At 65.2% G+C, this 13,261-nt stretch carries 8 protein-coding genes; 1 reads left to right on the top strand and 7 read right to left on the bottom strand.

Translation table 11 applies throughout. The features are described from left to right. Nucleotides 1–4: 4 nt before the first annotated feature. The 7 genes from G3574_RS07365 to G3574_RS07395 form a co-directional block, all read right to left on the bottom strand. Complete coding sequence (locus G3574_RS07365) at nucleotides 5–3,199, bottom strand: glycosyltransferase family 4 protein (protein ID WP_163961557.1); 3,195 nt, start codon at nucleotides 3,197–3,199, stop codon at nucleotides 5–7. After that, on the bottom strand, nucleotides 3,196–4,545 hold the full coding sequence (locus G3574_RS07370) for an FkbM family methyltransferase (RefSeq protein WP_163961559.1): 1,350 nt from the start codon (nucleotides 4,543–4,545) through the stop codon (nucleotides 3,196–3,198). Before G3574_RS07370 ends, G3574_RS07365 begins: the two co-directional genes overlap by 4 nt. Then, nucleotides 4,542–5,765, bottom strand: a complete 1,224-nt coding sequence (locus G3574_RS07375; RefSeq protein WP_163961561.1) for an ABC transporter ATP-binding protein — start codon at nucleotides 5,763–5,765, stop codon at nucleotides 4,542–4,544. Before G3574_RS07375 ends, G3574_RS07370 begins: the two co-directional genes overlap by 4 nt. Before the next feature lie 343 nt (nucleotides 5,766–6,108). Then, on the bottom strand, nucleotides 6,109–7,212 hold the full coding sequence (locus G3574_RS07380; RefSeq protein WP_163961563.1) for an acyltransferase family protein: 1,104 nt from the start codon (nucleotides 7,210–7,212) through the stop codon (nucleotides 6,109–6,111). A gap of 220 nt (nucleotides 7,213–7,432) precedes the next feature. Further along, nucleotides 7,433–8,272: a Crp/Fnr family transcriptional regulator gene (locus G3574_RS07385; RefSeq protein ID WP_163961565.1), complete on the bottom strand. Its 840-nt coding sequence runs from the start codon at nucleotides 8,270–8,272 to the stop codon at nucleotides 7,433–7,435. A 187-nt stretch (nucleotides 8,273–8,459) separates the two neighbouring features. Beyond that, on the bottom strand, nucleotides 8,460–9,755 hold the full coding sequence (locus tag G3574_RS07390; RefSeq protein WP_163961567.1) for a tetratricopeptide repeat protein: 1,296 nt from the start codon (nucleotides 9,753–9,755) through the stop codon (nucleotides 8,460–8,462). After that, complete coding sequence (locus G3574_RS07395; RefSeq protein ID WP_163961569.1) at nucleotides 9,752–11,587, bottom strand: CHASE2 domain-containing protein; 1,836 nt, start codon at nucleotides 11,585–11,587, stop codon at nucleotides 9,752–9,754. Before G3574_RS07395 ends, G3574_RS07390 begins: the two co-directional genes overlap by 4 nt. Nucleotides 11,588–11,858: 271 nt before the next feature. Between G3574_RS07395 and G3574_RS07400 the strand changes: the two genes are divergently transcribed. Then, entirely contained in the window at nucleotides 11,859–13,205 is a 1,347-nt protein-coding gene (locus G3574_RS07400) for a FecR family protein (RefSeq protein WP_235953130.1), read from the top strand. Nucleotides 13,206–13,261: the final 56 nt, after the last annotated feature.

A 13,261-nucleotide genomic window follows, 5' to 3' on the forward strand; every position in this document is an offset into this window, starting at 1 on the left:
GGTCTCATTGGGCGTTCTCTGGATCGGCGTTCCGGGCGTTGATGCCGATGCGCTCGAGGAGCTGCAAGGCACTTTGCCGCCAGGTGAGGGTTTTGATCCTGAGTGCAAGTTCGAACCTCTCGGCAGCCGGCAGCCGATGCATTTCCTTCACCGCGTCGGCGAGGGAAGCAGGGCTCTTCAGCGAGAAATATCGGGCGCCTTCTCCGCCGACCTCGCGGAACACCGGGATGTCGCTCGCCAGGACCGGAATCTTGTGCAGGGCCGCTTCCACGATGGGCAGGCCGAAGCCCTCGGTGGTCGACGCGGCGATCAGGGCCGTCGAGGCGGCATAGCAACGCTCGATCTCTTCGTCGGACGCATTCTCGATCAGGACGAGGCGCTTGCCGAGTTCGGGATGGTTGCGCAGCCTCTGCATGGTCTCCTCGACCTTCCAGCCCTCCTTGCCGATGATGCACAGCCGAAGCCCCAGTCCTTCCCGCCACAGCAGCTCGAACGCGTCGAGGGCGAAGGCGTGGCCCTTGCGGGGTTCGATGGTGCCGACCATGAGGAAGAGCGGCGTGGCGGTGTCCGCAACCAGGTTTTCCACCAGCGGGCGGATGGTCTTGTCCGCATGCCTCGCCGCGAGGTCGGCGCCGAGATGCCACCAAGTGATGTCGAGTCCCGGCCGCGACAGCTGGTGCTCGGCGAGGTAGGCCGCCACGTCGTCGGCGACGGCGCGCGAAATGCAGACCAGGGCGTCGCTGTGCTGCGCGGCGAGTCCCACCCACTGCCGGAATACCTGGACCAGCGGCGCGGCGCACATCTCGGGATAGCGCAGCGGAATCAGGTCGTAGAACGCCGTCACGACCTTGCCGCCGGCGCGGCGCACGGCATCGAATACCGGCAGGAAGCCGCTGTACTGTTCCCAGGAGGAATCGAGCATCAGCAGGGTATCGCCCGGATGGATCGCCAGCGCTTCCTCGGGAACGCTGCCGCGCTCCAGCCCGAATACCGACGCCGTCACCGCGCAGGCGCGGTGCAGCCTGCCGTCTTTCAGGTGTACCAGTTCGACCGGAAGCCCCACCTCGCCGTCCTGCATGTGGCCGACTTCATAGGCGATTTTCTTGACCACGCGCTGGATGCCGCTGAAGGCATCCACCTTGGTCAGCTGGGTGGTGTCGATCAGCAGGCGCGGCTGGCGGCGCAGGCGCCAGTTGTGGTCGGCGTAATGGCTCAGGGTGCCGAGCAGCTGGTCGCTCGGCTGGATCGTCGCCAGCGCATCGACGAGCGCCCGGGCGGTATGGCGCGGGCTGCAGGCGATCGACTGTTCGATCGCGCTGGCATAGCTTGCGGTCCGGTGTTCGCGCTCGGCGGGAAGAATCGTCAGCGGCGGCAGCCAGGTGCTGCCGCATGCCGCATCCAGGGCCGGGCGCAAGCCCTCGTCTGGAAGGATCACGTGCTGCGCGAATTCGAGCAAGCGGCGGTTCGCATTCGCTTTCACGGTCGGTTTAGGATCGCCGCCGGCGCCGGTCTGCATCGCTTCCAGGAAGCCTCGCAGGCCCTGGCTGTAGAAAAGCTCGCCCATTGCGGTGTCCGGCATGCCGGTCGCCTGGCCGAGCGCCCCGAATGCCTTGCCGAAGGACTTGTCGTGCAAGACGAGCGCGCCCGGGACCTGTGCCAGGAGCGGCAGCATGAAGGCATGCTGCGCGCTGTCGGCGAGCTGGTAGATCACCGTGGCGTAGCGGTCGGCGTTACCGGGCAGGGCGGTATGCGGATAAGCGTCGAAGCTGGCCTGCAGCAGCGAGGCGGCGACGGGCTTGCCGCTTTCGGTGTAGAGATCGATGTCGAAGTCGTGCCCGAGGGCGGGCAGGGCATCGATGCAATGGCGGGCCGACGGGTCGGCATCTGATTGCAGGTTGCATACCACCGCGATCCGGGGCCGGCGGCGCGGCGCGATGCGCGCCTGCTTGCGGGCATCCGCGCCGGCGCCCTGGCTTGCCCGGAGCGCACGGGTTGCTTCCTCGATGGCGTCCCAGGCCAGGTTCGCGCTCCTGTCCCAGCTGAACAGGGTGGCGCGGTCGAGGCTGTACGCGCGCAATTCGGCGCGCAGGGCGGCATCGGTCAGCACCCTGGCCATCGCATCGGCGATGGAGTCTGGGCGCGCGGCATCGAACAGCACGTCGCTGCGGCCCATGACTTCCGGGATCGAGGAATTGTCGGCGGCGATCACGGGCGCGCCGCAAGCCATCGCTTCCAGGATGGGCAGCCCGAAGCCTTCGTACAGCGACGGGAAGACGAACAGGGCGCACTGCGTGTACAGGCAGGTCAGTTCCTCGTCGGTGATGTGGCCGGTGACCACGACTTCGTCGTCGGACAAACCGAGTTCGCGCACGCCGCGGCGGAAGCCGATGATGTCGGCGCCCACCTGGTTCAGCACCAGCTGGTGGGTCTTGCGCACTTCGAGCGGCAGCAGGGAATAGGCCTTGAGCATGCCGTGCAGGTTCTTGCGGTAATCCGCGTTGCCCGTGTAGAGCACGAAGGGGCGGACGATGCCGAAGCGGCCGATGTTCTGGCGGCCCTGTTCCGCCTTGGTCATCGGCCGGAACCGGGCGGTGGCCGCGCCCGAGATGTTCACCACGCGCTCGGGCGGAATGCCGAGGATGTCGATGGCATCGCGCCGCGTGGCCTCGGAGATCGCCAGCAGCAGGTCGAAGCGATGCAGGGCCATCAGGCGGCGTTCGTACCAGGGCCGGTAGCCGTTAGCGGTGTGCAGGTACTGGTCCGGAAACAGCCAGGGAATGAAGTCGTACAGGACGGCGGTGCGCAAGGCGCCCGGCGCATTGGCCTCGGGGATGGCGACGACGCCGTCTTCCCCCCAGCCTTCGAAAGGCGTGGCGTACAGGACGGCGTCGGGCGTCAGCGACTGGTAGGCGTGCTGGATGAGCGCGCTGGATGCCCGCGCGTGCGCCTGCTGGTCGCCGCCAAGCTGTCCCCGGTTCGGGCAGCCATAGGTGGCGAAGCGGCCCGGCGGCAGGACGGGCGCGAGCGCGCGGCGCAAATCCTCGACGCTTTCAGGATGGTAGTCGTTGGCCAGGGCGTGCACCGCGTGGCCGCGGGGCGAGCGAGCCATCGCCTCCAGCAGCGACATGGTGAAGCGCCCGATTCCGCGGAAGCGGGAACCGGTCTGGCAGGGGAAGAGGTCGTATACCAGCCGCATCATTGTTGTCCGTCAGTCTGTTGTTGCGCGGGGCGGCGCTGCTTCATTTCCTGCATGAGCATCGAATGGAAGGCGCCCTGCGCCGCGCCCGCCGTCCAGGCCACGGCGTCAGCCGCCGCCGGGGGCACGCCGGCCGGCTGGGCGGGAGCGAGGGCGGGACGCACCCTGTCCATGATGCGCTGCCACTGCCCGGGATAGCGGTTGCGGAACACGAAGGCCATCCTCACCACGTGCTGGTTGTTCTTGGCGACGGGCGCCACGCGGCGCAGGAATCCCATCAGGGCGCGCTTGATGAAGCTGCGGGGCGAGGTGAGCGCCAGCCGGCACCAGAATTTTGCCTTGATGACGACCCTGCCAAGCAGGCGCACCGGCGCGGAAATCTTCCACGAGGTGCTGGCATAGAGGCTGGCGATTTCCGCCCTGAGGTTGGCTTCCTGCACCTTCGCGACCGAGACCGTATGCAAAGCATGCAGCTCCATCTGCTCGGCGCGCTTGGTGGCCATGGCGATTCTGTTTTCCGCTTCGGCAAGCTTGTCGCGCAATTCGATGCGCAGCTCGTCGCGCTCGGCGTGCGCGCGCTGGGTCCGCAGGTCGGCCTGGTAGGCATTGAGTTCGAAGTCATGCAGCCGCACCTGGAATTCGGTCAGCGGATAGCTGAAGGCGTGTCCCTGGCGCAGGATGAAGTCATCGAACACGTTCGGCGGCAGCGCGAAGGCATCGGCCAGCTCCGGGTGCTCGGGCGACACGTAGTAGTGGTTCAAGCCGTCGAAGTACGCCAGCCGGTAGCCGCTGGACAGCACCATCGGCTCCCACTCGGCATGGTTCGTGACCTGGCTTTGCGGGCGCGTCGCCTCGATGACCATGATCCAGGGCCGCCAGCGCTGCAGGTCCATGCCCCGCAGGACGGCGGCTTCCAAGCCTTCGACGTCGATCTTGAGGAAGTGCACCGGTCCGCGCACGTGCTCGGCGCAAATGTCCGACAGCGTTCTGACGGGCACCGTTTCCTCGACCACCTGCTTGCCTTCGCGGCGATGGTTGTCGGCGATGGCGGCGTCCATGGTCGACAGGCCGGTATCGGGGATGTCGTAGAAGCGCAGCTCGCCCGGCGCGTCGCTCACGGCGACCGCGAGGTTGATGTCGCCGGTCCGCTGGGCCGCGAGCAGTTCGGCGTACTGGCGCATCGGCTCGATGTTGATGCCGCGCCAGCCGCGTTCATGGAAAGCCTTGGTGACGGAGTCGATCACCGGATCGTTGGCGCCGACGTCGATGTAGAAGCCCTGGGCGACATGCTTCAGCGCGCGCCACAGCATCACGTCTTCAAAGTTTTGGGCGTAGGAAACGAGGCTCATGGTCGTTGTATGGCGATTTCCGGATCGATCCAGGTGCAGCCCACGAAGTGGGTGCGGCTGATGTTGACCACGCTGAAGGTCAGCGCGAGGTCGCGCCATTCGTAGTTGTCGACGAGATGGGTCTCGCCGCTGGTCAGGGCGGTGGCCACGGAATAGCTGCCCGGACCGAGGTTGGCGGGGAAGCGGAAGCGGTAGCGGATGCTCTCGCCTGCCTCGACGTTCTCGAGGGGCAGGTCCTTCAGGTGGGTATTGGTGCCGAACATCGGCTGGCCGAGCTTGTCCTTGATCATGTAGCCCAGCACCAGGCGGGGAATCGGCCGGTGGACCTTCACGTCGATCTGCAGCGTGACGTCGCTGCCCACGTCGATCATCTCTACCTGTTCGCCGGCCGCGTTGAGCAGGACGATATTGGAGACGGTGGCTTCGCCGGTGCCGGAGATGGTCTGCACCTTGCCGTTGTCGAGCTTGTTCTGGCGCACCGTCTGGTTCTCGCGCTCGGCGATCATGGCGTTGTAGTAATCCATGATTTCCTCGGGCGCGCCTTCCTTCGCGAGGTGCCCGGCGTCGAGCAGGATCGCCCGGTCGCAGATGGTCTGGATGGCGGTCTTGTCGTGGGAAACGATCAGCAGCGTGGTGCCCTGCTCGCGCAGCTGGCGGATGCGGTCGAAGCTCTTGTGCTGGAAGTAGGTGTCGCCCACCGAAAGGGCTTCATCGACTATCAGCACGTCGGGCCGCTTCGCGGTGGCGACGCTGAAGGCGAGGCGCATCTGCATGCCGCTGGAATAGACGCGCACCTGCTGGTCGATGTAGTCGCCGATCTCGGCGAAGGCCTCGATCTGCGGCATCATTTGCGTGATTTCGTCGGTGCTGTAGCCCTGCAGCTGTCCGGCCATGTAAACATTCTGACGGCCGGTGAAGTCCGGATGGAAGCCCATGCCGAGTTCCAGCATGGCGGCAACGCGGCCGGTGGTCTGCACCTCGCCGGTGGTAGGCTGCACCGTGCCGGTGATGAGCTTGAGCAGCGTGCTCTTTCCCGCGCCGTTGATGCCGATGAGGGCGACGGCTTCACCCGGCGCGATATGGAAGTTGATGTCGCGCAGGATCCATTTGAGATGATGGCGCTTGCCGGCGAACGGCAGCATCCACTCGAGCGCGCGCGACCAGCGGGTGGGATATTGCTTGTATGCCTTGCCTATGTTCTGGACGAGAATGCTGCCCATGTTGGATGGCCCTATGAGGAGTACGCTGCTGCGCTGATGTTGGAGCGGATGCCAACGGAATTGCAGCCAGCGGAACCTAGCGAGGTAAAGTGATCAATTATGCCGCAAGCACATGCTCTATCGACATGTCCGCGGGGCGCGGCCGCGAAATCCGGTCGGGTCGGGATGGCTGGGTGTTTGTGCCCTGTACGGCGGAAGGTTGCAGAAAAAAGGCCGTATTATATCTTAACGAGAATTAATCCATAGGCAATTCCCGGGTTGCAAAAGGCAAGCAATCGCAACTAAACGCAACAAGGATGATGTTGCTCAAACCCAATGATTTCTCATCGAGTATGGCCCGTCCTTACTGGGCGTACCGGCGCCGCAGTTGCAGGAACGGCTTCTCGATCGTCGCATAGCTGAGCGAAGAGACGGCCCAGGTAGCGGCATACGCAATCGCCGCAAGCAGCAGTCCGTCGACGATGCGCTGCCCGGTCCACGATGGCTTGCCGAGCGCCTGCGCCACGAGATCGATCACCAGGGCATGCAGCAGGTAGAGCGAGAAGCTGATGTCGCCGCCATGCTGCATGGCGCGCGCCAGCGGCCGGGGCAGGCGCAGGTCCGCCGCCAGCCAGCCGAGGATGAACACCGACCATGCCAGGCTTTCCTGCAGCGACCAGGTGATCCAGAACGCCTGCTTCGGTTCGGGCAGGAAGAAGCTGGCATAACGCGCCTGCAGCATGATATTGCCGGTCACGAGCAGCGCGGCCAGCAGCAGCCACACCTTGCCATGCCTGCGCAGCTCCTGGCCGAAGCGGGCATGGACGACGGCCGCCAGCATCCCCACCAGGAACTGGTCGAACCTGCCCACCAGCGTGGAGAACAGCATGTGGGTACTGCGTTCCGAGACGCCGTAGGCCGCCAGCTTGAAAGCCAGCATCAGCCCGAGGCATTGCAGCAGGTAGCGCGGCCCCTGCGCCAGCGTGAAGCGGGCGATGAAGGGAAAGACCAGGTAGAAGGCAAACTCCACCGAGATCGTCCATGCCGCGCCGGTGATGAAGTATTTCGAGGTCGGCGATTCGCCCAGGTTGCTGAACAGGACATACAGCGCATCTTGCGGGCGGAAGGCATCGCGCCCGATGGAAATCGCGATCACGAACACCGTGATGAACAGCGGGAAGATGCGCAGGAAGCGGTTGCGGATGAATTCCCGGTAGACCAGTCCCTTCCGCTGCTCCGCCTGGTACAGCGCGATCTGCATGAACAGGAAGCCCGACAGCGTGAAGAACAGCCCGACCCCGGTATGCCCCTCGGTCACCAGGCTGAACGGCGTCCACCCCGGATGCGCCAGCACCTCGATCGGCGGCGCGTAGACGTGGTGATAGAAGTGGAAGAAGAACACCAGGCTCGCGGCGAGCCAGCGGATTTCATCGATGCGCGGATTGTGGGGGAGATTCAGCGAAAGCATGGCGAAGGGGATGCTTGTTGTCGCCGGTATCGTATCAGGTATGTCACTTCGGGCTAGGGGTTTGTCGTTGATGACAAGCCTTGGCGTCTGCGACGCGCGCTGTCGGTCGAAGCACTTGCTGTCAGTTGCGCTGTCATCCCCGCCTGCGCGGGGATGACAGTGGAACGGCAGGACGACAGCGCAACGGCAAGATAACCCCGCAAAGACGACCCCAGCCCCGTCAGTCCAATCCCTGCGCAAGCCGCTGCAACGCAGCCGGCTTGCAAATGATCAGCCGATGCGAGTCCTTCAGCACGATCCCCTGGCTCGCAAGGTTGGCCAGCACGCGCGACACCGTCTCGCGGCTGGTATTGATCATGTTGGCGATATCCTGGTGCGTCGGCAAATTCTCGACCGCCTCGACGTTATCCGCCCCCTTCTGCTTGATCAGCTCGAGGTAGCTGCAAATCCGGCGCGAGGTATTGTTGATGCTAAGCAGGGCGCGGAATTCGGAGTCGCGCTGCACCTTCTCGGCAAGGTGGCGCAGCATCTGGTTGGCGACGGAAGGGGAGTGGGAGAACAAATGCACCGCCGTCTGCCGCGGCAGGAAGGCGACCAGCACCGGGGACAGGGCGACCACCGAAGCCGAACGGGTCGAACCGTTGATGACCGCGATCTCGCCGAAGAAGTCGCCCGGCTTGAGCATGCGCAGGCCGATGGCTCGGCCGTCCTCGGTGATGTCCACCACCTGCATCTGGCCCATCAGCAGGAACAGCAGGCTGTCGCCGACGCCGCCCTTCTGCAGCACCACTTCGCGCCGGCCATATTGGCGGAAGCGCAGCTCGGGCTTCAGGCGTTCGATTTCCTCGTCGCTCAGGCCGGCCAGCAAGGGAATCTTGCGAAGCTGGACCTGGTAGTTGATCTGCTGGCCGGGCGCGAGCTTGGTGATGCGCAGCTGGACCGTGGGCCGCAGCTGCGCGGCCTGCTGCGCCACCTGGAGCGCTGCTTCCGACGCGGCAACCGGCGCGGCCGTGGCATCGGCGGCGTCGCTCAGGGCTAGGTTGTCATTGGATGCGGTCATGGAATCAGCCGGCAGGGGGATGCGGCAAATTATAGCCGCAGCTTTCGCGTAAAAGTTTGCACCCGGCAATAAAGTTGCGCCTGGTTGCAAAACAGGGTGAGCAGGCTGGCAAGAAGCTTGTGCGGCGGACAAGGAAAACGCTGCGGGCGCGGGCCGGGCGATGCCTTTCAGCCAAGGAAGACGGTCTTCAATCGCCCTGCCATTGCCAGCTTAGCTGCACCTGCCGGCTGTTGTACTGGAAGAGCGAAATGTTTTCGTCGTTCTTCACCGCGCGCACTTCCAGGTTGAGGTTCTGCTGCTTGCTCAAGGGGTAGGTCAGCACGCCGCGGATGATCTGCGTGTCTTGCTTGCGGCGTTCGTCGATCAGGCCGGGCGAGTACACCGCTTCCGAAAGCCAGGTCTGGCGCAGCCACGACAGTTCGCCGGTCAGCCGGTAGGGCAGCAACGTCTTGGCGCTGATCGATGCATTCCAGCCCTGGCGGTCCTTGCCGGGACGGGTGGATACGCCCCGGTCCGTGTTCAGTCCCACGCCGGCCTGCGCCTGGGTGAACTCGGAACGGTAGTTGAGCTGGGTGCGCAGCTCGAACATGTTGGCGTTGTAGTCTTCCAGCGTGGCGTACTCGATGTGGTTAACGCCAGCGCCCACGCTGAACTGCCACGATGGCGGCAAGGGCAATGGCGGGGTGAGCCTGGCCTGCAATTGCGCCTGGCGCTGGTAGAGCCGTCCGCCGAGACCGAAGGCCGCGAGCGTGCCGGTGCCGCGCAGGCTCCAGTTGCCGAAGCGCCATGGCCGTTCCATACCCATCGCGATCGACGAGGTGTTGTAGGCGGCGAGCGCATCGTTCACTTGCAGCCGTCCCTGCACGAAGCCGATGCTGCCGTTGTTGTCGAGCTCGCGCAGGTAATCGAGCGACACGCTGGTGTAATGGTCGCTGCGGGGCAGGTATTCCGGCAGCAGCTGGAGCTCCACGCGCGAGGAGCCGGTGCCGATGCCGAAGTTGGGGTTGCTCGCGCCCTGGTTGACGTTGGTGTCGAAACCCCGGCTGGCCATGAAGGTCAGGCCGATGCGCGGCTGCCACTGGCTGCAGCCCAGCGAGCGCCAGCGCGAGATCACGTCCATGATGATAGGCGGGGGCGAGAAGCGGGTCTCGATGATCTTGAACAGGCGCTCCGCTTCTTCCGCGCGGCCGAGTTCGCACTGGATGATCGCCAGGTCCAGCCAGGCTCCCGCATGCTGCGGCTCGCGTTCTATCATGCGCGCTAGGGCGTCGCTGGCATCGTTACGCCGGCCCTCGTTCAGCGAGCGCATCGCATCGATGTACAGGTCGTTCTGCGCCTGGGCGAGCGTCTGTATCGAGGTTTGCGTCTGCGCTTGGGCCGTGGCCGGTAGCGGCAGCAGCGCCGGCAAGGCGAGGCCGAGCATCGCCAGCCAGCGCGTCGGACGCAAGAGGGAAAGGGAAGGGCGGAACGGCTTGCGCGTCATCCGTTCTCCCCGGCGGCCAGGGTAAACAGCTTGGTCGGCTTTTCCTTCCCGCGCAGCATGCGCTCGGCCAGGAAGCGCAGCTCGTGCCGCTTCGCGCGTTCCGCCGTGCCCTCGCCGATGATCACGCTGTGCGGATATTCGCGCGCCATCTGCTCCAGGCGCGACGCGGTATTCACGCTGTCGCCCACCGCGGTATAGATGCTGCGAAACGAGGAGCCGAAGTCGCCCGCCAGCGCCAGCCCGCTTTCGATGCCGATGCGCACGCGCACCTTCGGGAAACCCATCTGCTCACGCATTGCGCTGAAAGCCTGCACTTCCTTCAGGATGCGTCCGGCCGCATCCAGCGCCCGGTCGGCGTGTTCTTCCAGCGGCAGCGGCGCGCCCCAGAAGGCCACGAGTCCGTCGCCGGTGTATTTATCCAGCGTGCCGCCGAGTTCGATGACCGGGCGCGTCAGGCAATCCAGGAAGTCCCGCGTCAGCTTGCCCGACTCTTCCATCGAAAGCGACTCCACCTGGTGGGTATAGCCCTCCATGTCGGCGATCAGGGTCGTCACGTCGAGACGCTGCGGCGACAACGGGTCTTTCAGGTCGCGGCGCAAGAGTTCGTCCACCACCGCCTGCGCCACGTACTGCCGCAGGGTGTCGAGCAGCTGGCGCGACTTGCGCTGGGTGACCTGCCAGTCGTAGGGCACGGCGATCGACAGCAGGAAAAGAATCGATGCCAGCGGGCCCATCGCTGCGAGGTCGGGATCGTGCGGCGTGACTATATAAGCCAGCGCCAGCCAGGCGACGGCGCTGGCCGCGAGCAGGCCGACGTTGAGCACCGCCGAGAGGCGCGGGAAAGCATAGGCCGCCGCCAAGGCAACGACCAGGCTGAAGGCAAGGGCGATTGCCGTTCCCGGCAGGCGGGCCGGCGCCTGGCCGGCCTGCTCATCGAGCAGGCGCGATGCCTGGATGGCATGGATCAGCATGCCGGGCGTGGACGGGTCGAGCGGCGTCGAGACGCGGTCGCTCAGGCCGAGCGATGACGAGCCGACCAGCGCCAGCTTCCCCGCGACCATGGCGGGCGGCACGCTCTGGTCGAGGATGCTCGACGCGGAAATGACGGTGTAGGCGCTGAGTTCGCGCTCGAAGGGAATCCGGCGCATGCCTTCCACCGCCGGCGCCGGCTTGCCGGAACAGCATTGCACCAGCGCCAACGAGAGGGTGGGAAACTGGCGGCCGTCGAAGCGCGTCAGCATGGGCAGGCGGCGGATGGTGCCGTCCGGGTCGGGCACGAAGCCGATGTTGCCGGGATGCGCGGCGCGGCCGAAGCCGGAATGGTTGCCGATGAAGCCGGTCGCGACCGGCATGGGCTTGCCCGTGGCCGGCATGCCGCCGGCGATGGTGCCGACCTTGACCGGCAGCGGACGGGTTTCGTAGTCGAAGGCTTGCGCCATCACGACCGGTCCCTGTTCGGCCAGCATGGCGAGGCGCTGGTCGCCGCCATCGCTGCCCGGCTCAGGGAAAACCAGGTCGAGCGCGACGCCGCGCGCTTCGTAGGGGCCGATCAGCTTTTCCACCAGGTCGGCAAGCCGCTCGCGCGGCCAGGGCCAGGGGCCGGCCGCCTTGAGGGACGCTTCGTTGATGTCGATGACCACCACGCGGTTTTCGGCCTTCTCGGTCGCCTGCATGCGAATGAACTGGTCGCGCAGCCACTCGCTCGGCAGGAACGACGTGGCCAATGGCGGGGACCACTGCACCCAGGCGGTGACGACCACTGCCAGCAAGGCAATCATTGCCCGGGCCAGTGTCAGGCGCGACGCGGACGAAGCCGCTTTGGTGGGACTCATGTAAAAAAGCGCTCTCCGGAAAGTCGAGCGCGTCGCGTAGCGCACATCGTTGTCTCTATTTTGATATCCAGCAAGTATAGCGCCTCGTTCCTGCAAAATCTCAAGCGCGGGGCAAGTTTGCCCGTCTTGGATGCCCACTTTTTGCGCATTGTTGCTCTTTCCCCAGCAGAAATAAAAAACTGCCACAAATCAAGTCGTTGCCGGTTAGAATGTGATCGGTGTCACAGAAATTATTAACAAGAAACGGAGAATGGCTAACAAGGAGAAATCTATGTTGCGCAAAATCATTCTTTCCGCTCTGTTGTTGTGTTCCGCCAATGCCGTACTGGCTGGGGAAGCGGCGCGCGTGGTCTTCGTCGCGGGGCAGACCGTCCTCGACGGCAAGCCGGCCGAGCTCGGGCGCGTGGTCAATGAAGGCGACGAGATTTCCACCCAGGGCGACGGCTACGTCTACCTCAAGACCGTGGACAACGGCTTCCTGATCCTGCGTCCCAACAGCCGGGCGCGCATCACGGCCTACCACATCGACAAGGCGAACCCTTCCAACACCCGCGTCAAGCTCGAGTTGCTCAACGGCGTGGCCCGCAGCATTTCCGGCGAAGCGGTCAAGGAAGCGCGCCAGAACTTCCGCTTCAACACCCCTGTCGCCGCCATCGGCGTGCGCGGCACCGACTTCACCGTCTTCACCGACCAGGAAACCTCGCGCGTCGCCGTCATCTCGGGCGGCATCGTGGTCAGCGGCTTCACCGGCGCCTGCGGCCCGGAAGGCACCGGCCCCTGCGAAGGCAAGTCCAGCCGCGAACTGTTCGCCAGCCAGGTCGGCCAGCTCCTGCAGGTCCGCAAGGGCCAGTCCGCGCCGCAGATCCTGCCGAGCAGCGGCATCTCGCCCGACGTGGCCGCGCCGCCCCGCAACGATGAGCCGATTGGCAAGTCGACCTCCGGCTCCATGCCCCTGCCGTTCAACGTCGCGGACGTGAGCCTCGATCCGCTGAAGAACCTTGGCCTGCTCGCGCGCTTCCAGCAGTTCTCCAGCCAGCAGGCCCAGCAGCCCGCCGTCGTCACGCCGCCGGTCGCCGTCACGCCGACGCCCACCCAGGAAGTCGTTCCCGAGACCAGCAAGATCGTCTGGGGCCGCTGGCAGCCCATCGTCGACCAGAGCGCCGCCATCGACCTGGCGAAGATGATGAACGAGAAGAACACGCTCAATGCGCTGAACTCCTACTTCGCCGTCCTGCGCACCCAGGGCACCTTCACCATGCCCGCGACCGGCAACGTCGGCTTCGGCCTGAAGAACGCCGAGGCCTACATCCTCGACGAGCCGACGAACAAGTTCTCGGTGGCCTCCTACCAGAACGGCAAGCTGCAGGTGGATTTCGCCAAGTCCAGCTTCAACACCAGCTTCGACGTGGTCAGCCAGAAGAACGAGCGCTTCAGCTTCCAGTCCGTCGGCGAGATCGACAAGAACGGCAAGATGGTCGGCGGCAACCAGTTCATCGCGCCGACCAATGTGTCGGTGAGCGGCGCGCTGGGCGACAACGGCAACTCCGCCGCCTATATCTTCCAGGGCCGGGTCGACGACCGGCGCGTCACAACGGGGGTCACCTACTGGACGCGCTGACCTTCCGGCGAACCGCCCGGCCGGCACTCTCTATATAGAAGGGGATGGAAGGTCAG

The sequence above is a fragment of the Noviherbaspirillum galbum genome (assembly GCF_010974945.1).
In the GTDB taxonomy this organism is placed as follows: domain Bacteria; phylum Pseudomonadota; class Gammaproteobacteria; order Burkholderiales; family Burkholderiaceae_D; genus Noviherbaspirillum; species Noviherbaspirillum galbum.